The organism is Streptomyces hyderabadensis (assembly GCF_020404845.1).
GTDB lineage: Bacteria > Actinomycetota > Actinomycetes > Streptomycetales > Streptomycetaceae > Streptomyces > Streptomyces hyderabadensis.
The window spans coordinates 12,109-31,007 of record NZ_JAIOJZ010000020.1; the positions used below are offsets into that span (position 1 = coordinate 12,109).

General features: G+C 72.5%; 19 protein-coding genes. 9 read left to right on the plus strand and 10 right to left on the minus strand.

What is annotated here, in order from left to right; all coding sequences use genetic code 11:
• Positions 1-7: 7 nt before the first annotated feature.
• Positions 8-1,600, minus strand: coding sequence for an FAD-binding oxidoreductase (locus tag K7854_RS17295; protein ID WP_226027424.1), 1,593 nt, complete (start codon positions 1,598-1,600; stop codon positions 8-10).
• 273 nt (positions 1,601-1,873) lie between these two features.
• Positions 1,874-2,044: a hypothetical protein gene (locus K7854_RS17300; RefSeq protein ID WP_226027425.1), complete on the minus strand. Its 171-nt coding sequence runs from the start codon at positions 2,042-2,044 to the stop codon at positions 1,874-1,876.
• 91 nt (positions 2,045-2,135) lie between these two features.
• Here K7854_RS17300 and K7854_RS17305 point away from each other — a divergent pair, with 91 nt between their 5' ends.
• A complete protein-coding gene (locus K7854_RS17305; RefSeq protein WP_226027523.1) occupies positions 2,136-3,080 on the plus strand; it encodes an SCO4651 family lipoprotein in 945 nt (314 codons plus the stop codon).
• Between the two features lie 77 nt (positions 3,081-3,157).
• Positions 3,158-3,322 (plus strand): hypothetical protein, encoded by a 165-nt coding sequence (locus K7854_RS17310; protein ID WP_007451049.1) that lies wholly within the window; start codon positions 3,158-3,160, stop codon positions 3,320-3,322.
• Here the strand turns inward: K7854_RS17310 and K7854_RS17315 are convergent.
• Complete coding sequence (locus tag K7854_RS17315) at positions 3,308-3,697, minus strand: metal-sensitive transcriptional regulator (RefSeq protein ID WP_226027426.1); 390 nt, start codon at positions 3,695-3,697, stop codon at positions 3,308-3,310. The two genes, K7854_RS17310 and K7854_RS17315, sit on opposite strands and share 15 nt — an antisense overlap.
• A gap of 206 nt (positions 3,698-3,903) precedes the next feature.
• On the opposite strand from K7854_RS17315, the gene K7854_RS17320 reads away from it, so the two are divergent.
• On the plus strand, positions 3,904-4,524 hold the full coding sequence (locus K7854_RS17320; RefSeq protein WP_030403626.1) for a DUF47 domain-containing protein: 621 nt from the start codon (positions 3,904-3,906) through the stop codon (positions 4,522-4,524).
• Between the two features lie 7 nt (positions 4,525-4,531).
• Entirely contained in the window at positions 4,532-5,530 is a 999-nt protein-coding gene (gene pitH / locus K7854_RS17325) for a low-affinity phosphate transporter PitH (protein WP_226027427.1), read from the plus strand.
• A 112-nt stretch (positions 5,531-5,642) separates the two neighbouring features.
• Here pitH and pstB read toward each other — a convergent pair whose 3' ends face one another.
• The 7 genes from pstB to K7854_RS17360 all read right to left on the minus strand — a co-directional run bounded on the left by pstB (position 5,643) and on the right by K7854_RS17360 (position 14,092).
• Positions 5,643-6,419, minus strand: coding sequence for a phosphate ABC transporter ATP-binding protein PstB (pstB, locus tag K7854_RS17330; RefSeq protein ID WP_226027428.1), 777 nt, complete (start codon positions 6,417-6,419; stop codon positions 5,643-5,645).
• A gap of 53 nt (positions 6,420-6,472) precedes the next feature.
• The gene (gene pstA / locus K7854_RS17335) at positions 6,473-7,537 is read right to left on the minus strand and encodes a phosphate ABC transporter permease PstA (RefSeq protein ID WP_109035063.1); all 1,065 of its coding nucleotides are present in this window, start codon (positions 7,535-7,537) and stop codon (positions 6,473-6,475) included.
• Positions 7,534-8,544: a phosphate ABC transporter permease subunit PstC gene (pstC, locus tag K7854_RS17340; protein ID WP_226027429.1), complete on the minus strand. Its 1,011-nt coding sequence runs from the start codon at positions 8,542-8,544 to the stop codon at positions 7,534-7,536. The genes pstA and pstC overlap by 4 nt, the downstream gene beginning before the upstream one ends.
• 120 nt (positions 8,545-8,664) lie before the next feature.
• Positions 8,665-9,792, minus strand: a complete 1,128-nt coding sequence (gene pstS / locus K7854_RS17345; protein WP_226027430.1) for a phosphate ABC transporter substrate-binding protein PstS — start codon at positions 9,790-9,792, stop codon at positions 8,665-8,667.
• Positions 9,793-9,977: 185 nt separating this feature from the next.
• Positions 9,978-10,424: an NUDIX hydrolase gene (locus K7854_RS17350; RefSeq protein ID WP_226027431.1), complete on the minus strand. Its 447-nt coding sequence runs from the start codon at positions 10,422-10,424 to the stop codon at positions 9,978-9,980.
• Positions 10,425-10,458: 34 nt separating this feature from the next.
• Complete coding sequence (locus K7854_RS17355) at positions 10,459-11,871, minus strand: CHAD domain-containing protein (RefSeq protein WP_226027432.1); 1,413 nt, start codon at positions 11,869-11,871, stop codon at positions 10,459-10,461.
• Positions 11,852-14,092, minus strand: a complete 2,241-nt coding sequence (locus K7854_RS17360; protein ID WP_226027433.1) for an RNA degradosome polyphosphate kinase — start codon at positions 14,090-14,092, stop codon at positions 11,852-11,854. Before K7854_RS17360 ends, K7854_RS17355 begins: the two co-directional genes overlap by 20 nt.
• A gap of 250 nt (positions 14,093-14,342) precedes the next feature.
• Here K7854_RS17360 and K7854_RS17365 point away from each other — a divergent pair, with 250 nt between their 5' ends.
• The 5 genes from K7854_RS17365 to K7854_RS17385 are packed head-to-tail and all read left to right on the plus strand — an operon-like array spanning position 14,343 to position 18,843.
• A complete protein-coding gene (locus K7854_RS17365) occupies positions 14,343-14,885 on the plus strand; it encodes an RNA polymerase sigma factor (protein WP_011029464.1) in 543 nt (180 codons plus the stop codon).
• The gene (locus K7854_RS17370) at positions 14,882-15,745 is read left to right on the plus strand and encodes a cupin domain-containing protein (protein WP_226027434.1); all 864 of its coding nucleotides are present in this window, start codon (positions 14,882-14,884) and stop codon (positions 15,743-15,745) included. Before K7854_RS17365 ends, K7854_RS17370 begins: the two co-directional genes overlap by 4 nt.
• A gap of 52 nt (positions 15,746-15,797) precedes the next feature.
• The gene (locus tag K7854_RS17375; protein WP_226027524.1) at positions 15,798-16,658 is read left to right on the plus strand and encodes an ABC transporter ATP-binding protein; all 861 of its coding nucleotides are present in this window, start codon (positions 15,798-15,800) and stop codon (positions 16,656-16,658) included.
• Positions 16,655-18,178 carry an ABC transporter permease gene (locus tag K7854_RS17380; protein WP_226027435.1) on the plus strand — a complete coding sequence of 508 codons (1,524 nt, stop codon included), beginning with the start codon at positions 16,655-16,657 and terminating at the stop codon, positions 18,176-18,178. Before K7854_RS17375 ends, K7854_RS17380 begins: the two co-directional genes overlap by 4 nt.
• Before the next feature lie 2 nt (positions 18,179-18,180).
• Positions 18,181-18,843 carry an ABC transporter gene (locus K7854_RS17385; protein ID WP_226027436.1) on the plus strand — a complete coding sequence of 221 codons (663 nt, stop codon included), beginning with the start codon at positions 18,181-18,183 and terminating at the stop codon, positions 18,841-18,843.
• Positions 18,844-18,899: the final 56 nt, after the last annotated feature.

The window sequence follows — 18,899 nt, forward strand, 5'->3', positions numbered from 1 at the left end:
CTGACGGTCACAGTGCCTGCGGGTAGGTGAAGACGCGGTCCGGGTCGTACTGGTGCTTCAGCCGCGCCAGACGCGGGGCCGCGTCTGCGTAGTAGGCCTTCCGCCAGTCCTTCAGGGTCGGGTCCGGATAGTTCTGGTAGGCCGCGCCCGAGGCGTACGGGCGCATCGCCGCGTGGGCGGATTTCAGCCAGGACTGGGCCGCCGTACCGTTCGTGCCCGGCCGCCACGAGACGAGGTACTGGGCCAGCGTCCGGGAGCGCCGGTGGACGAACGCGGTGGCCGTCGGGGAGACGCGGTTCACGGCGCCGCCGAGTGCGGTGAACGCGATGCTGCCGGCGCCGCCGCGCACCTGGGGGAGCTTGGCGAGCAGGGTCTTGATGCCGGCCGGCGGGATCGAGTGGTCGAAGAAGTCCGAGCGGGCCGCGTACGTCTCGCGGCCGAGCGAGCCCTCCGGCGAGTGGCCCGGGGCGGAACCCGGCAGGTGGCAGCGGGCGTCGGTCGAGAAGGACGAGCAGCCCGCGTACACCTCCATCGACTCCTCGTACGTGCGGCGCCTGAGCAAGACCTTGCTCGCGGATGATCCGACCCGGTCGGCGAGGCGGTCGACGGCGTTCTGCAGCTCGCCGTAGGTGCCGAGGGAGAAGGCGGCGACCGAGACGGTGGGGGTGCGGCCGGGGGCGGCGGCCAAGTGGAGGGAGGACCAGATCTCGTCGGGCTGGTCGGGGCCCCACTCCTGCCAGGCGCGGACGACCGCCGCCGCCCTGCGCCAGGGCCAGGTCAGGTACGCCGATACGGCGCGGGGCGCGGGGTGGGTGCGGAAGTGGAACTCCGTGACGATGCCGAAGTTGCCGTTGCCCGCGCCGCGCAGCGCCCAGAAGAGGTCCTTGTGGTCGCCCGTCGCGTCGGCGGTGATCTCCTTGCCGTCCGCCGTGACCAGGGTGGCCCGGGTGAGGCTGTCGCAGGTCAGGCCGTAGGCGCGGGAGACGACGCCGTGGCCGCCGCCGAGGGTGAGGCCGGAGACGCCGACGGTGGGGCAGGAACCGGCGGGGACGGTCACGCCCTTCGCGGCCAGGGCGCGGTAGACGTCGATCAGCTTGGCGCCGGCGCCGACGACCGCCTCGCCGGCGGAGGCGCGGACGCGGTTCAGCTTCGAGACGTCGATGATCAGGCGGCCGTCGCCGGAGGACCAGCCGGCGTAGGAGTGGCCGCCGTTGCGGATCGCCACGGGGATGTGGTGGGCGCGGGCGTAGGAGAGGGCGGTGCGGATGTCGTCGGGGTGGGCGGCGTAGGCGACGGCGGTGGGCTTCAGGGTGTCGAAGCGGGTGTTGTAGAGCTGGCGGGCCGTTTTCCAGGCGCGGTCGCCGGGGCGGACGAGTTGGCCGTCCAGGGAAGCGGCGAGGGCGGACCAGGTGGCGGGGGCCCTGGGGGTGGGGATGGGGGTGGGGGTGCGGGTGGTGGGCTTGTTGCCGACTGTGGTGGTGGTTGTGGCTCCGGTGGCCTTGGAGTCGGTGCCGGTGGTCTGGTTCTTGCCGGTGCAGGCGGGGGTGGTTGCCGCCAGGGCCGTTGCCGTGGTGGTGGTCAGGAAGGTGCGCCGGTGCATGTCGCCTCCGCGTCCCGTGGGGGTCGTGGGGGGAGACGAGGGTGTGGGGGTGGGGGTTCCCCGGTGTGCTCCCGTGCGCCGGGTGTATGGGTGTACGGGCGTACGAGCGTGTACGGGCGTACGGGCGTGTACGGGGGCGCGTGAAGGGCGTGGGTGTCGGGCGGGGGAGTGCTTGCCGCGCTGGGCGGGTGCCGCTGCGCCCACCCGTGCCGCCTGGGGGTACCTCCCAGGCCGTTCAGGCACTGGGGGAGGCACGACTGCCCGCAGCTGCGGCTAGGCGGTGGTGTGGGTCTGGGCGTCCGTGCGGGCCTGGCTTCTGGCTCTGCGGGCCGGGCCTCGCCAGCCGCAGGTGCAGCGGGCCAGGCAGAAGGGGCCTTGTTCGACCGTCGTCGTGAGGTGTTCCGGGGATTCCGCGGGGGCTTCTGGACCGTCCTGCTGCGCCACGCCCACAACGTTACCGGGGTCGCCCGGCCCTCGTTAAGCGGGACGGCAGGGGGTCCGGAACGGGCGTGACGGCATGGGACAGCAGGTGGCGATGGTCGGGCGGGAGCGGGAGCTGCGGAGCTGGCGGACGGGCGGCGGTCTCGCCCTCGCCTGCGGTGTGGTCGGCGTCTGTCTGGCCGGTTCCGGATGCTCGGGGCAGGGGGCCGCGGTCCAGGGGGCGGACGGCGGGGATCCGGTCGCCGTGCTGCACCGGGCCGCCGACCGGCTGGTGGCCGCCGGGAGCGCCAAGGCGCGGACCGCGATGCAGATGGCCAGCGGCGGGACGCGGGTGACCATCCGGGGCGAGGGTGTGTACGACTTCGAGGAGCGGCTCGGGCAGCTGAAGGTGCGGCTGCCGCAGGATCCGGCGGGGGCGAGTGAGCACCGGCCGATCACCGAGCTGCTCGCGCCGGGTGCCCTGTTCATGAAGAACCGGGGCGCCGGTGTCCCCGACGACAAGTGGGTGCGGGTGGCGACCGACTCGCTGTCCGACGGGAACCTGGTGACCGGCGGCGCGACGGATCCGTTCGCCGCCGCCGAGGTGCTGCGGGGGACGCGGACGGCGACGTTCGTCGGGCGCACGGAGCTGGCCGGGACCGAGGTGCGGCACTACCGGGGGACGGCTGATCTCGCGCGGGCGGCACGCGGTGCCTCCGACGGCAACAGGAAGGCGCTGGCCGCGGCGGCCGAGGGGTTCGCCACCGCCGAGGTGCCCTTCGACGCCTACCTCGACGACGAGGGCCGTATCCGCAAGGTCCGGCACCGCTTCAGCTTCGCCAACGGGCGCCAGGACGGCACCGGCATCGTGGACGTCGCCTCGACGACGCTGCTCTACGACTTCGGCGCCGCCGTACGCGTACGGCTGCCGGAGGACCGGGACATCTACGCCGGCAAGATCGCCGCCGAGCCGGGCGAGCAGGGCGAGCCGGGCACGGCGGGCGAGGGCTCAGGCACGGCGGGCGAGGGCTCCGGTGCGGCGGTCGACGGCAAGAACTAGCCCTTCCGTGCCATGCGCGGTGTGTAGGCCGCTCCCTACTCTAGGAAGTCGGTGACGGCAGAGACGAGGTGACGCGTGTGGCTCCGGTCGGCGGTACGGCGGTTCAGGACCACGTGGCCCTCGCCGAGATCGAGCTGTGCGGCGAGCTGATCATCGCGGCCTCGGCCGCCCGGGAGCGGCTCAGCCTGGAGAGCATCGACGAGGTGCTGCGCGTCGCCGAGGAGCGGTCACGTGCGCAGTAGGCGGCCGATCGCCTTTGTCGCCTCTTCCACCTTCGCGTCGATCTCGTTGCCGCCCTTGAGGGCCGCGTCCGCGACGCAGTGGCGCAGGTGCTCCTCCAGCAGCTGCAGCGCGAAGGACTGCAGGGCCTTCGTGGAGGCGGAGACCTGGGTCAGTATGTCGATGCAGTAGACGTCCTCGTCGACCATCCGCTGCAGGCCGCGGATCTGGCCCTCGATCCGGCGCAGGCGCTTGAGGTGCTCGTCCTTCTGCTTGTGGTAGCCGTGCACGCCCCGGTCGTGGTCGGTCACGATGTCCGTGCCGTCCGTCTCGGTCTGCGGCACCGTCTGGTCCACGGCGGGGGAGGGCGCACCCGCGCCGGCCTCGGTGGTCGTCATCGCGTCCTCCAATAACGGACATATACCCCTGGTGGGTATATGGTAACGAACTTTCCCGGGTAGGGGGCCCTTGCCGGAGCGCCCGGCGTCGCCCCCCTGCTCATCACTCTGCCTGATGGGCGACACTGGTGGACGGCCGATAGCAGTGGCCGGATGATGCGCCTAGCATCAGCCTGACCGAAACCGATGCACCCCGAGGACCCCACGTGCGCTTTCGTCTGACCCCCAGGGAGACGAGCTTCTACGACATGTTCGCCGCATCCGCGGACAACATCGTCACGGGCTCCAAGCTCCTGATGGAACTGCTCGGGGCGGACGCATCCGCCCGGGCCGAGATCGCAGAGCGTATGCGGGCCGCCGAACACGCGGGTGACGACGCCACGCACGCGATCTTCCACCAGCTGAACTCCTCGTTCATCACGCCCTTCGACCGCGAGGACATCTACAACCTCGCCTCCTCCCTCGACGACATCATGGACTTCATGGAGGAGGCCGTCGACCTGGTCGTCCTCTACAACATCGAGGAACTGCCCAAGGGTGTCGAGCAGCAGATCGAGGTGCTGGCGCGGGCCGCCGAGCTGACCGCCGAGGCCATGCCCAACCTGCGCACCATGGACAACCTCACCGAGTACTGGATCGAGGTCAACCGGCTGGAGAACCAGGCCGACCAGATCCACCGCAAGCTGCTCGCCCACCTCTTCAACGGCAAGTACGAGGCCATCGAGGTGCTGAAGCTGAAGCAGATCGTGGACGTGCTGGAGGAAGCGGCCGACGCGTTCGAGCACGTGGCGAACACGGTGGAGACCATCGCCGTCAAGGAGTCCTGAGCCGTTCATGGACACCTTCGCTCTGGTCGTGACCATCGGGGTCGCGCTCTTCTTCACGTACACCAACGGCTTCCACGATTCGGCCAACGCGATCGCCACCTCGGTGTCGACGCGTGCGCTGACGCCCCGGGCGGCGCTCGCCATGGCCGCGGTCATGAACCTGGCCGGCGCGTTCATGGGATCCGGGGTCGCCAAGACCGTCAGTGAGGGGGTGATCCAGACCCCCGAGGGTTCGAAGGGGATGGGGATCCTCTTCGCGGCGCTGGTGGGCGCCATCGTCTGGAACCTCATCACCTGGTACTTCGGGCTTCCCTCGTCCTCGTCGCACGCGCTGTTCGGCGGCATGGTCGGCGCGGCGCTGGCCGGGAGCACCACCGTGTACTGGCACGGGGTCGTCGACAAGATCGTCATCCCCATGTTCGTGTCGCCGGTGATCGGCCTGCTGGCCGGCTACCTGGTGATGACCGCGATCATGTGGATCTTCCGGCGGGCCAATCCGCACAAGGCCAAGCGCGGCTTCCGCATCGCGCAGACGGTGTCGGCGGCGGGCATGGCGCTGGGGCACGGCCTGCAGGATGCGCAGAAGACGATGGGCATCGTGGTGATGGCGCTGGTCATCGCCGACGTCGAGGACTACGGCGACCCGATCCCGGTGTGGGTGAAGCTCGCCTGCGCGCTGATGCTGTCCGCGGGCACGTACGCCGGTGGCTGGCGGATCATGCGGACGCTGGGGCGGAAGATCATCGAGCTGGATCCGCCGCAGGGGTTCGCCGCGGAGACGACGGGGGCGTCGATCATGTTCGGGTCGGCGTTCCTGTTCCACGCGCCGATCTCCACGACGCACGTGATCACCTCGGCGATCATGGGTGTGGGGGCGACGAAGCGGGTCAACGCCGTGCGGTGGGGGGTCGCGAAGAACATCATCATGGGGTGGTTCATCACGATGCCGGCCGCCGCGGTGGTGGCGGCGGTGTCGTTCTGGATCGTGAACCTCGCCTTCCTCTAGCGAGGCCCCGCACAGCACGTGAGAGGGCCCGCCCCCGGGAGCCGGGGGCGGGCCCTTGTGCTCCTCGCGGTGGCACCGCCATGCAGCACCGCGAGGGGTTGGGAGGGACGGTCTAGCCGAAGCGGCCGGAGATGTAGTCCTCCGTGGCCTGGACCGACGGGTTGGAGAAGATGCGCTCCGTCTCGTCGATCTCGATCAGCTTGCCGGGCTGCCCGACCGCCGCCAGGTTGAAGAACGCCGTACGGTCCGAGACGCGCGCCGCCTGCTGCATGTTGTGCGTCACGATGACGATCGTGAAGCGCTCCTTCAGCTCGCCGATCAGGTCCTCGATCGCCAGGGTGGAGATCGGGTCCAGGGCGGAGCAGGGCTCGTCCATGAGCAGGACGTTCGGCTCGACCGCGATCGCCCGCGCGATGCACAGGCGCTGCTGCTGGCCGCCGGAGAGGCCGGAGCCCGGCTTGTTCAGGCGGTCCTTGACCTCGTTCCAGAGGTTGGCGCCGCGCAGCGACTTCTCGACGATGTCGTCGAGCTGGGACTTCTTGTAGTTGCCGTTCAGGCGCAGGCCCGCCGCCACGTTGTCGTAGACCGACATCGTCGGGAACGGGTTCGGGCGCTGGAAGACCATGCCGACCTCGCGGCGCACGGCCACCGGGTCGATGCCCGCGCCGTAGAGGTTCTCGTCGTCGAGCATCACCTTGCCGTCGACGCGTCCGCCCGGGGTGACCTCGTGCATGCGGTTGAGCGTGCGCAGGAAGGTGGACTTGCCGCAGCCGGAGGGGCCGATGAAGGCCGTCACGGAGCGGGGCTCGACGGTCATCGAGATGTCCTCGATGGCCAGGAAGGAGCCGTAGTAGGCGTTGAGGCCGCTGACATCTATGCGCTTGGCCATGGGTATCACTGCTTCTTTCGGTCCGAGTCGCTGACTGTTCTGCGTCGGTCGCGTCAGCGACCCGTCTTCGGGGCCTTCCAGCGGGCGATGCCGCGGGCCGCGAGGTTGAGGATCATGATGAAGGCGATCAGCGTCAGGGCCGCCGCCCAGGCACGGTCGTAGGCCGCGTCGGAGCCCGCGCCGTACTGCAGGTAGATGTACATCGGCAGCGACTCCTGCGGGTCCTGGAAGGGATTCGCGTTGATGAAGTCGGTGCCCCAGACCAGCAGCAGCACGGGGGCCGTCTCGCCGGTGATGCGGGCGACGGCCAGCATGACGCCGGTGACGATGCCGCCGATCGAGGTCGGCAGGACCACCTTGAGGATCGTGCGCCACTTCGGCACGCCCAGGGCGAGGGACGCCTCGCGCAGCTCGTTCGGGACGAGCTTCAGCATCTCCTCGGTGGAGCGGACGACCACCGGGATCATCAGGATGCACAGGGCGAACGAGCCGGCCACGCCGGACGGGCCCATGTCCAGGATCAGCACCCACAGGCTGAGCACGAACAGACCGGCGACGATGGACGGGATGCCCGTCATGACGTCCACGAAGAAGGTGACGGCCTTGGCGAGCCGGCCGCGTCCGTACTCGACCAGGTAGATCGCGGTGAGCACGCCGACCGGCACGGAGAACAGCGTGGCGAGGCCGACCTGCTCCAGGGTGCCGAGGATGGCGTGGTAGATGCCGCCGCCGGGCTCGCTGTCGCCGACCACGCCCATCGAGTGGGTCAGGAAGTAGCCGTCGAGGACCTTCACGCCCTGCTTCACGGTCTCCCAGATCAGGGACAGCAGCGGGATCAGGGCCAGCAGGAAGGCGACCCAGACCATGCTGGTCGCGACCCGGTCCTTGGCCTGCCGGCCGCCCTCGACGCGCGCCGAGATGCCGTACGAACCGGCGACGAAGAGGACCGCGGCGATCAGGGCCCACTGGATGCTGCTGTTCAGCCCGGCGGCGGCGCTGATGCCGAGGCCGAGGAGGACCGAGCCGGCCGCGACCGCCCACGGGAACCACTTGGGCAGGGTGGCGGCGCGCAGCGAGCTGCGGTTCTTGGGGGCGGGGGTCAGGGTTGCGTTGCTCATGCGTTGGCCCCCGAGTACTCCTTGCGGCGGGCGATGATCATGCGGGCGCCGCCGTTGACCAGCAGGGTGATGACGAACAGGACCAGACCGGAGGCGATCAGGGCGTCGCGGCCCATCTGGGTGGCCTCGTTGAACTTGCTGGCGATGTTCTGGGCGAAGGTGCCGCCGCCCGGGTCGAGCAGGCTCGGGGTGATGTCGAAGGTCGGGGAGAGCACCATGGCCACGGCCATCGTCTCGCCGAGCGCGCGCCCGAGGCCGAGCATCGAGGCGGAGATGACGCCGGAGCGGCCGAAGGGCAGCACCGACATCCGGATGACCTCCCAGCGCGTGGCGCCGAGGGCCAGGGCGGCCTCCTCGTGCATGCGCGGGACCTGCCGGAAGACCTCACGGCTGACGTTGGTGATGATCGGCAGGATCATGATCGCGAGCAGGATGCCGACGGTGAGCAGCGAGCGGCCCGCGCCGCCGTTCCACTCGAAGATGCCGGTCCAGCCGAGGTACTCGTCGAGCCAGCCGTAGAGCCCGTTCAGGTGCGGGACGAGGACGAGCGCGCCCCACAGGCCGTAGACGATCGAGGGCACGGCGGCGAGCAGGTCGATCACGTAGCCGATCAGGCCGCCCAGCTTGCGCGGGGCGTAGTGCGTGATGAACAGCGCGATGCCGACCGAGATCGGGACGGCGATGGCCATGGCGATGACCGACGACACGACGGTGCCGTAGGCCAGGACCGCGATGCCGAACTCCGGCGGGCTGCCGGTCGGGTTCCATTCGAAGCTGGTGAAGAAGTTCGCCTCGTCCTCGCCGATGGCGAGGACGGCGCGGTAGGTGAGGAAGGCCGCGATGGCGGCCATGATGACCAGCACGAGGATGCCGGACCCGCGCGAGAGGCCGACGAATATCCGGTCGCCGGGGCGGGTGACGCCGCGGCCGGCGCGCTTGTTCCCGGCGGCGGGTGGCTGGGGTGTGCGGGAGGGGGCTGGCTTCTGGGTGTCCGTTGTTATGTCCATCGGGTTCTCCGGTCTGCGGAGCCGCCGTGGTCGGCGGCTCGGGCGGAGCCCGGTCGGGGCTCCTGGCGGCGGTGCACCGGACGGTGCGGTCCGGCCCCGGGGGACCGGACCGCACTCGGGTCAGCTCAGGCCCGAGATGGTCTCGCGGACCTTGGTGATGATCTCGGTGGGCATCGGGGCGTAGCCGGCGTCCGCCAGCAGGCCCTGGCCGTCCTCCGAGGCCATGTAGTTCAGGAAGGACTTGGTGGCGGGCAGGGTGTCGGCCTTGTTGCCCTTGTCGCAGGCGATCTCGTACGTCACCAGGACCAGCGGGTAGGCGCCGGCGGCGTCCGGGGTGTAGTCCAGCTCCAGGGCGAGGTCCTTGCCGGTGCCGACGACCTTGGCCGCGCCGATGGCGGCGGTGGCGTTCTCGACGGTGGCCTTGACCGGCTCGGCGGCCGCGGTCTTGACGTCGACGGTCTTGATGCCGTCCTTGGCGTAGGAGAGCTCGAAGTACGAGATGGCGCCGGGGGTCTGCTTCACCTGGCCGGCCAGGCCGGAGGAGCCCTGCGCGGACTGGCCGCCCTTGGCCTCCCAGGACTTGCCGCCCTCGTACTTCCAGTCGTCGGGCGCGGCGGCCTTCAGGTACTTGGTGAAGTTGTCCGTGGTGCCGGACTCGTCGGAGCGGTGGAAGGCCTGGATCTTCAGGTCCGGAAGCTTGGCGTCGGGGTTGAGCTTCTTGATCGCCTCGTCGTTCCAGTTGGTGATCTTGCTGTCGAAGATCTTGGCCATCGTCGGGGCGTCCAGGACGAGCGAGTCGACGCCCGTGACGTTGAAGCCGACCGCGATCGGGCCGCCGACCATCGGCAGGTCGATGGCCTGGCCGTCGGTGCAGACCTTCTTCGAGGCCTCGATCTCCTCCGGCTTCAGCGCGGAGTCCGAACCGGCGAACGCGGTCTGGCCCTGCGTGAAGGCGGTGATGCCCGCGCCCGAGCCGGTCGGGTTGTAGTTGATCTGTACGTTCTTGCAGGCCGCGACGTACTGCTTGACCCAGGCGTCGATGGCGTTCTTCTGCGCGGAGGAGCCGGAGGCCTGGAGCTGGCCCTTGGCGTCGTCGCACTTGATGTTGCTGTTGGCGGCGGCGCTGGCGTCGCCGCCGTTGCTGTTGCCGCCGGTGTCGTCGGAGCCGCACGCCGTGAGGGCCAGGGCGCCGGAGACGGCGAGAGCACCGAGAGCGAGGGCCCGCCGGTTCATGCGCTGAAGCTTCACTTGAGGGAGTTCCTTCCAGGAGCCGCCGTCCTGAATTCGGCGGCGTGCGAGGAGTGGTAAGGCCGAAATTAGGCAGATCAGATGAAGGCGCCGAAGGGCATAAATGAACGCCGGGTGAACCCCTGTGGACGGTGCGGTGAGGTCACGGAACGCTTACGTCGAGGACACGGGGCGGTCCCGAGGGGTCAGGCCCCGCCGGGTGCTCCGGGCAGGCGCGTGGCGAGCAGCTCGGCGACGAGGGCCCGGTCCCGGGGCTGCGTGAGGCGGGCTCGCGCGGCCGCCGGGGACAGCCAGAGGATGCGGTCGACCTCGTCGGAGGGGGCGAAGGCGCCGGTGGTGGCCTCGGCGGCCCAGTAGCGGACCTCCTTGGGGCGGCCGCCCGCGAGGTAGCGCACGGTGGACAGCTCCGCGCCCGGGTCGGCGGCGTACCCCGTCTCCTCCGCGACCTCGCGCAGGGCGCCCGCGAGCGGGGCCTCGCCCGGCTTGAGCTTGCCCTTCGGGTGCGACCAGTCGTCGTACTTGGGGCGGTGCACGAGGCACAGCTCCAGGCCGCCGGCGGCGCTCGGCGGCGCGGGGCGCCACAGGACGCAGCCGGCCGCACGGACCGTGGTGTCGTCGTCTGCGGGGCTCACGGTGCGCACGCCTCCCGTCGTCCTGCGGCCGTGCCTACGGCAGCCTGATCGGTTCCTTGCGCCAGCAGTGCTGGAACGCGTACCGCGCCGCCTCCACCTCATGCCGCTGGTCGGCGTGGAGCACGCCGAGCGCGTACGCCGTGGCCGGGGCGATACGCGGGGTACGGGCGGCCTGGGCGGCGGCCGCGGCGGCCTCCGCGGCGTCGCGGTGGCGGTCGAGGGCCTCGCCCGCGGCCAGCAGGCGTACGTCGACGGAGTCGTCGGTGTCCCCGGGGCCCGCGGGGGCCGCGCCGGCCAGCGCCTCCAGGGCGTAGCGGTGCAGCCGCAGCAGCAGGCGGACCTGGTGCCACGGGGCGTCCTGGGGGTGCGGGGCCGGGTCCGGGGAGAGCCCGTGGACCAGCGCCTCGGCGTTGTACGGGCTGCCCGCGGTGACCAGGGGGAGGGCGGCCACCGCGTCGGTGAGGCGCTCCTGCGCGGCCGCGGCCAGCGGGCGCAGGTCGACGGGCGCGGCGTCGGGGCCGGTGGATCCGGGGGCAGCGGCGGCTGCCCTGCGGCCGGTGCTGCTCAGTGGCACTTCGCTGGCCAGTAAGGCGACCTTGTCGGCGACGGCGTGGAAGCGGCTGCTGCCCAGCGCCTGGAGGGCCGTGGAGTGCGCCCGGGTGCGGGCCAGGGTCAGCTGCCGGTCGAGCAGCGCGCCCGCCTTGGCCGCGCCCACCGTGAGGTTGCCGCGGTTCGCGGACGCCGGGTGGGCGGCCACGGGTGCGGTGGCTGCGGCGGACACGGCGGACACGCCGGGCGGCGGCACGGTCGCGGTGACGCCGGCCCGGCCCACCGGCCGCGGGGCCGGGAACGCCGTCGAGCCGGAGAGCCGGTGCAGGGCCTGGAGCAGGCGTTCCAGCCGGGACGCGTAGGCGTGCTCCATCGCCAGCGTGCCGGACAGCCAGGCCAGCTCGGGGCGCATCTCCTCCGCCCAGTCGGCGTCCAGCAGCGGCTGGAAGGTGTGCAGGGTGGCGCTGATGCGGCGGGCGGCTCGGCGCAGGGCGCGGGCGGCGTCCACGTCGTCCGCGGGCGGGGTCGCCCGGACCGGGGAGCCGTGGGTGCCGTGGGTGCCGTTCGCGGCCGGCTCCGTGGCGGTTCGGGGGCCGGGTCCCGGGCGGGTGCCGGTGCCGGTTCCCGGTCCCGGGCGGGTGGCGGGTCCCGTTCCGGGTCCCGGGCGGGTGCCGGTCTCCGGGCCGGTGCCGGTTCCCGTTCCCGACTCCCGGTGCCGGCGCAGCGCGCGCAGGAACTCCGTGGCCTGGGCACGCAGGTAGCCCACGAGTGCGTCGGTGTCCGCGTCGGCCCGCGGGCTCGCGCCCGCTTCCCCGCGCGCGGTCGCGTGCCCGCTCGCGGGGTGCGGCGGCGGGGCGGTCGCCGTGGGGTCCGTCGGGTCAAGGTGTCGCTGTGCCACGCCGGCGCCTCCGGGCGTCTATGAGCATCTCCTGGACGTTGCGCAGGGGCTGGCCGTCCGCGTCGGTGGCGTGCCGGGTCCACTCGCCGTCCGGGCCGAGGTGCCAGGAGGCGGTGGTGTCGGACATGCCGTTCTCGAGGAGCCGGTTCAGGGCCGCCCGGTGGGCCGGGTCGGTGACCCGGACCAGGGCCTCTATCCGGCGGTCGAGGTTGCGGTGCATCATGTCGGCGCTGCCCAGCCACACCTCGGGCTCCCCGCCGTTGCCGAAGGCGAACACCCGCGAGTGCTCCAGGAAGCGGCCGAGGACGGAGCGGACCCGGATGTTCTCCGACAGGCCCGGCACCCCCGGGCGCAGCGCGCAGATCCCGCGCACCCACACGTCGACCGGCACACCTGCCTGGGACGCCCGGTAGCAGGCGTCGACCACGGCCTCGTCGACCATCGAGTTGACCTTGATGCGGACGTGGGCGGGGCGGCCGGCGCGGTGGTGCTGGATCTCCTTGTGGATGCGGGAGACGAGGCCGTCGCGCAGCGACTTCGGCGCGACGAGCAGCCGGCGGTAGGTCTCGCGCCGGGAGTAGCCGGAGAGGCGGTTGAACAGGTCGGAGAGGTCCGCGCCGACCTGCGGGTCCGAGGTGAGCAGGCCCAGGTCCTCGTAGAGGCGGGCCGTCTTCGGGTGGTAGTTGCCGGTGCCGACGTGGCTGTAGCGGCGCAGCGTCTCGCCCTCCTGGCGTACCACCAGGGAGAGCTTGCAGTGGGTCTTGAGACCCACCAGGCCGTAGACGACGTGGCAGCCGGCCTCCTCCAGCTTGCGGGCCCACTTGATGTTGGCGGACTCGTCGAAGCGGGCCTTGATCTCCACCAGGACGAGGACCTGCTTGCCGGACTCGGCGGCCTCGATGAGCGCGTCGACTATGGGGGAGTCGCCGGAGGTCCGGTACAGCGTCTGCTTGATCGCCAGGACGTCCGGGTCGGTGGCGGCCTGCTCCAGGAACGCCTGCACGGAGGTGGAGAAGGAGTCGTACGGGTGGTGGAGCAGGACGTCCTTGGTGCGCAGGGCGGCGAAGATGTCCGGCGCGGACGCCGACTCGACCTCGGCCAGGTCGCGGTGGGTGCCGGCGACGAACTTCGGGTACTTCAGCTCGGGCCGGTCCAGGCTGTGGATGCGGAAGAGGCCGGTGAGGTCCAGGGGGCCGGGCAGCGGATAGACCTCCGCCTCGCCGATCTTGAGTTCGCGTACGAGGAGGTCCAGGACCTCGCGGTCGACCGACTCCTCGACCTCCAGGCGGACGGGCGGGCCCAGGCGCCGCCGCATCAGCTCCTTCTCCAGAGCCTGGAGGAGGTTCTCCGCGTCGTCCTCCTCCACCTCCAGGTCCTCGTTGCGGGTGAGGCGGAAGGTGTGGTGCTCCAGCACCTCCATGCCCGGGAACAGCTCCTCCAGGTGGGCGGCGATGACGTCCTCGACGGGGACGTAACGGCCCGGGGAGGCCTCCAGGAAGCGGGAGAGCAGCGGGGGGACCTTGACGCGGGCGAAGTGGCGGTGGCCCGTGACGGGGTTGCGGACGACCACCGCGAGGTTGAGGGAGAGGCCCGAGATGTACGGGAAGGGGTGGGCCGGGTCGACCGCGAGGGGGGTGAGGACCGGGAAGATCCGGTGCCGGAAGAGGGTGAACAGGCGGGCCTGCTCCTTCTCCGCCAGCTCGTTCCAGCGGACCAGGTGGATGCCCTCCTCGGCCAGGGCCGGGGCGACGTCCTCGTGGAAGCAGGCGGCGTGCCGGGCCATCAGCTCGCGGGAGCGGGCCCAGATCATGTCCAGCACCTCGCGGGGCTGGAGGCCGGAGGCGGAGCGGGTGGCGACGCCGGTCGCGATGCGGCGCTTGAGGCCGGCGACGCGGACCATGAAGAACTCGTCCAGGTTGCTGGCGAAGATCGCGAGGAAGTTGGCGCGCTCCAGGAGGGGCGTGCTCGGGTCCTCGGCGAGTTCGAGCACGCGTTCGTTGAACGCGAGCCAGCTGCGCTCGCGGTCCAGGAAGCGGCCCTGCGGAAGGCGGAGGTCGCCGTTCTGGGACTCCTCCGACTCCTCGTACGCGTCGAGGTCGGCGTCGATGTCCGGCTCCAGGCCGGAGACCGTGGCGGCCACCGTGTCGGGGCGGTGTGCCGCGATGGAGCCCACGGAGGGCTGCGTGTGCTGGACCTCTGCCTGGGTGTTCGGCTGCCTCATGAACCCATTCTTCCGCGCCGCGCGCGAGTCAGGCGCGTCGGAGGGCCCCAAGGGCCCGGAAGGCTGCGGCTCGGTCGGCTTCATTCGGTGAGCCTCGCAAGGCTGTCTGAATCGATGGTTACGGGGACATGACGTGCGGGATAGCGGCGGGCCTCCGAAAGGTCGCCGGGAAGGGCGGCGGGCGGGAAGGGCGGCGGGGCGCCTCTGGGATCGTGTGAACCGATCGGCACGGCTCGTGCGATGAGGAGATGTGAGCGAAACGAGAAGCGACGGGGAGCTGCTGCGGGCCGTCGCGGCGGATGCCGACCGCCGCGCCTTCGAGGAGCTGTACCGCCGGTACGCACCCTGGCTGACCGCCCGCATGCGCAGCCGCTGCGCCGACGCGGCCGTGGTCGACGACGTCGTGCAGGAGACCTTCCTCGCGGTGTGGCGCGGCAGCGCGCGCTACCGGGAGGAAGGGGACGTGGCGGGGTGGCTGTGGCGGATCGGGTCGCGGCGGCTGATAGACGCGCTGCGCGGCGAGGGTGCGCGCGGACGGCTGCGGCAGGCGCTGGCGCGGCTGCGGCACCGGGACGAGGTCTCGGCGGAGGAGCGCGTCCTCGCCGGGGTCGAGCACGGGGACCTCGCCGGCGCGCTCGTGCGGCTCTCGCCGGAGCTGCGCGCGGTGCTCCAGGCCACCGTCGTCGACGGGCTGACCACCCGTGAGGCGGCCGTCCTGCTCGGCATCCCGCCGGGCACGGTCAAGACGCGGGCGATGCGGGCCCGCCGGCAGCTGAGGGAGGCGCTGGCATGAGAATCGAGGAGAGCCGTCCCCGGGACGCCTGGCACGTGGACGAGGACGACCTGCGGGCCTATGCCCGGGGCGAGCTGGCGGCGCCCGCGCTGTGGTCCGCCGACACCCATCTGACCTCCTGCGCCACCTGCCGGGGCGTCCTCGCCGAGGTGAGCGACGCCGCCGCGCTGGACGCGGGGTGGGCCCGGCTCGACGCCGAGCTGGACGCCCCCCGGCCCGCCCTGCTGGAGCGCCTGCTGGTGCGGTGCGGCGTGGGTGACGGCACCGCGAGGCTGCTGGCGGCCACCCCGATACTGCGCCGGTCCTGGTTCGGCGCGCTCGCCGCCGTGCTGATCACGACCTTCCTCGTGGCCGTCGCGGCCGGTGCCGCCGGCCGGCCCACCCTGTTCCTGGTCTGCGCCCCGCTGCTGCCGCTGGTCTCCGTGGCGCTCGCCTACGGGCCCGCGCTGGACCCCACGCACGAGATGGCCGTCGTCTCGCCGATGCACGGCTTCCGGCTGCTGATGATCCGCACGGTCGCCGTGCTGGTGGTGGCGCTCGGGGTGGGCGGCCTGGCCTCTCTCGCACTGCCCGGGTTCGGACCGGCCGCCCTGGCCTGGCTGCTGCCCGGGCTGGCCCTCACCGCGACCGGGCTCGCGCTGACCCCCCGGCTGGGTCCGGTGCTCGCACCGTCCGTGCTCGTGTGCGCCTGGGCGGCCGTGCTGCTGGCCGCGGACGCGGCCCGCGCGTCCACGGACAGTCCGCTGGCGCCGTTCACCGCGACCGGACAAGGCGTGTCCGGGTGTGTGGCGGTGCTGGGCGCCGGGCTGCTGTTCCTGTACCGCGACCGGTTCGACGTCTCCACCCGCGGCGTCGCGTGAGCCCCCGCTTCGTCTTGACCCTTCTCCCGTACGGAAGTGCCGTATGACCTCCATGACCCCCACCGTCTCCGCGTCCGGGCTCAGCCTCCACTACGGGCGCACCCGCGCCCTGGACGACGTGTCGCTGCGGCTGAGCCCGGGCGTCACCGGGCTGCTCGGGCCCAACGGCGCCGGGAAGACCACGCTGCTGCGCGTGCTCGCCACCGCCGTGCCCGCCGACCGGGGGGCCTTCACCGTCCTCGGGCACGACCCCGCGAGTGCGCGCGGCCGGCAGGAGGTGCGGCGGCGGCTCGGCTATCTGCCGCAGACGCCCGGCTTCCACCCGGACTTCACCGCCTTCGAGTTCGTCGACTACGTGGCGATCCTCAAGGAGCTGGCCGACCGCCGGGAGCGGCACCGCGAGGTGCGGCGCGTACTGGAGGAGGTCGATCTCGGGGACGCACGCGGGCGCCGGATCAAGAAGCTGTCCGGGGGCATGCGGCAGCGGGTCGCGCTCGCCGCCGCGCTGGTGGGCGACCCGGGGTTCCTGGTGCTGGACGAGCCGACGGTCGGGCTCGACCCCGAGCAGCGGATGCGGTTCAGGGAGCTGATCGCCGGAGCGGGGGAGGGGCGGACCGTGCTGCTGTCCACCCACCAGACCGAGGACGTGGCGATGCTCTGCCACCGCGTGATCGTCATGGCGGCCGGGGCGGTGCGGTTCGACGGGACGCCGGCCGAGCTGACCGCGCGGGCCGCCGGGCGGGTGTGGAGCAGCACGGAGAAGGACCCCGGCGCCAAGGCCGGCTGGCGCACCGGCACCGGCTCCTTCCGGAACGTGGGCGATCCGCCCCCCGGCGCCGAGCCCGCCGAACCCACCCTGGAGGACGGCTACCTGCTCGTCCTGGACGGCGCGGACACGGAGGTGGCGGCGTGAGCGCCGTACTGGTGGCGGAGCCCGCGCCCGTACAGGCGCCGCTGCGGGACCGTGGTGCGCGGGCCGTGCTGGCCCTGGCCCGGTTCGAGGCACGCAGGCTGCTGCTGAGCATCCCCGTCCTCATCGCCTTCGCGGCGTACGTCGCGTGGATCGTCTGGCGCACCAGAACCTCCTGGGACGGCAGCCCCGCCCTCCAGGACGCCGACCGCGCCACCCAGTCCATGCCGATGCTCGTCGGCCTGGCCGTCCTGCTGTACGCCAACTACGCGGTCGTCCGCTCCGAACGGCACGGCACCGAGCCGCACTTCTCGATGCTGGTCCTGCGGCCCTGGCGCCGTACGGCCGCTCACGCGCTGTCGGTCGTGCCGGCCGCCCTGCTCACCGCCGTGTGCGTGGCCGGTCAGTTCACCTGGGAGGCGTTCAAGCCGGGGGCCATCGGGCACGGTTCGCCGGCCGAGCTGGCCGTGGGGCCGCTGACGGTGCTGGTGTTCGGGGAACTGGGGGTGCTGCTCGGCCGGCTGGCGCGGCGGTGGGCGTTCGCCGCACCGCTGCTGGTGGTCGTGCTGCTGTTCGCCTTCGTGCTCGGTGCCTCCCCGGGCGACACGAACGGGCGGTCCTGGCTGGCACCGGTCGTCTCCGAGATCGGCCCGGACACCCTGCCCTCGGACCTGCTGGGGCGGCCCGCCGCCTGGCACGCCCTCTACCTGTCGGGTGTCGCCCTGTGCATCGCCGTCCTCGCGGTGGTCGTCGCGGGCGGGCGGAGCGCGGCGGTCCGGTCGGGCCTCGCCCTCGGCCTCGCGGCGGCGGTGACGGGCGGCGTGCTCCAGGCCCAGGGCGCGACGCCGTCGCCGGAGCTGACCGCGGCGCGTGAGCGTGCCTCGGTGCGCCCCGAGCTGACCTGCACCGAGCACGGCCGGTCGAAGTACTGCGCCTTTCCCGAGTGGGGCCCGCGCACCGACGCCTGGGCCGGGGTCGTGGACCACGTCCAGTCCCTGGCCGGCGGCCCCGCGCACGACCGGCCCCTGGTCGTACGGCAGCGGATCGACGCCCGGTACGGGCCGGCGGCCGACAGCGCGATTCCCGCGCTGACCGACGCCCATCAGGTGACCGTGGGCACCGCCTGGGGCGGTAACCGGGTCCCCGAGTTCTCCAGTGCCGTCGCCGCCGTCCTCGTCGCGGGCACGGAGGCGGCGGGGAGCGAGATCTGCGACGGGCGGATGGTCACCGTCATGTGGCTCTCCCTGAGCTGGCAGGACGACCCGATGGCCGCACTGCGCCGGGTCCGCCTGGACGACAGTGTGAAGGGCTCCGCGATCGTCCTGTCGCCCACCGACCCGTTGAGCATGACGGAGGGGCAGACGGACGTCGTACGGCACCTGCTGGAGAAGCCGCCCGCCGGGGTCGGGACCCGGGTGAAGGAGCACTGGGCCGAGCTGACCGCGCCGGGTGTCACGACCGCCCGCGTCGCCGAGCTGCTGGGCGTGGCCAAACCGGGGAAGGCGGACTCGTGCGAGGAGTGACCATGGCTCCGGGAGTGACGGCGCAGCTGGTCGGCCCGCTGTGGCGCACGCTCCCGTGGCGGGCTCTGGCGGCGGCGGGGACGCTGGGTCTGCTGGTCGCGGCCGGCCCCCTCGCCACCGGTGCCGAACCGGCGCCCTGGCAGACGCTGTTGGTGCTGCGCGGTGTCGCCCTGATCGGCGCGCTGGGCCTGGTCTTCCTGCTGGACGACCCGGCCCGCCACCTCACCGCGCCCGTCCCGGCCCCGAGACCCGTCCGGCAGGCGCTGCGGGTGGCCCTGGTCGCGCCGATGGCCGTCCTGTGGTGGACGGCCGTACTGCTCCTGTCCCACTCGGCGTCCCGGCCCCCGGCCGGCGCGGTCAGCCTGGAGGCGGCGGCGGTGGGCGTCCTGGCCCTCGCCGTCGCGGCCCTGGCCGTACGGCTGACGGACGAGGCGAGCCCGGGGCCGTTCGTCGCCGCGGCCCTGCTGCTCATCGCCGTCCTCGCGCCCCTCCTCGCACCGGAGGGGTGGGCGTTGTTCGTCCAGGCCGACGATCCGCGCTGGCCCGCCGGGCACGACCGGTGGGCACTGCTGCTGGCGGTGGCGGCCGTGGTGGGGGCGCTGTGCGGGCCGGAGCCGCTGGGGCGTGGGGCGCGGCGGCTGAGCAGGGCCGGTGCGCCGGGGTGAGCGGGGCGTTGCCCGGGGGTGAGCGGGGCGGTGCCCGGGGGTGAGGGGGGCGGTGC

Excerpts from the sequence above, each read along its gene's own strand:
- K7854_RS17295 (WP_226027424.1), bottom strand. The coding sequence starts at position 1,600 with ATGCACCGGCGCACCTTCCTGACCACCACCACGGCAACGGCCCTGGCG.
- K7854_RS17305 (WP_226027523.1), top strand. The coding sequence starts at position 2,136 with ATGGTCGGGCGGGAGCGGGAGCTGCGGAGCTGGCGGACGGGCGGCGGT.
- K7854_RS17315 (WP_226027426.1), bottom strand. The coding sequence starts at position 3,697 with ATGACGACCACCGAGGCCGGCGCGGGTGCGCCCTCCCCCGCCGTGGAC.
- pitH (WP_226027427.1), top strand. The coding sequence starts at position 4,532 with ATGGACACCTTCGCTCTGGTCGTGACCATCGGGGTCGCGCTCTTCTTC.
- pstB (WP_226027428.1), bottom strand. The coding sequence starts at position 6,419 with ATGGCCAAGCGCATAGATGTCAGCGGCCTCAACGCCTACTACGGCTCC.
- pstA (WP_109035063.1), bottom strand. The coding sequence starts at position 7,537 with ATGAGCAACGCAACCCTGACCCCCGCCCCCAAGAACCGCAGCTCGCTG.
- pstC (WP_226027429.1), bottom strand. The coding sequence starts at position 8,544 with ATGGACATAACAACGGACACCCAGAAGCCAGCCCCCTCCCGCACACCC.
- K7854_RS17360 (WP_226027433.1), bottom strand. The coding sequence starts at position 14,092 with ATGAGGCAGCCGAACACCCAGGCAGAGGTCCAGCACACGCAGCCCTCC.
- K7854_RS17370 (WP_226027434.1), top strand. The coding sequence starts at position 14,882 with ATGAGAATCGAGGAGAGCCGTCCCCGGGACGCCTGGCACGTGGACGAG.
- K7854_RS17375 (WP_226027524.1), top strand. The coding sequence starts at position 15,798 with ATGACCCCCACCGTCTCCGCGTCCGGGCTCAGCCTCCACTACGGGCGC.
- K7854_RS17385 (WP_226027436.1), top strand. The coding sequence starts at position 18,181 with ATGGCTCCGGGAGTGACGGCGCAGCTGGTCGGCCCGCTGTGGCGCACG.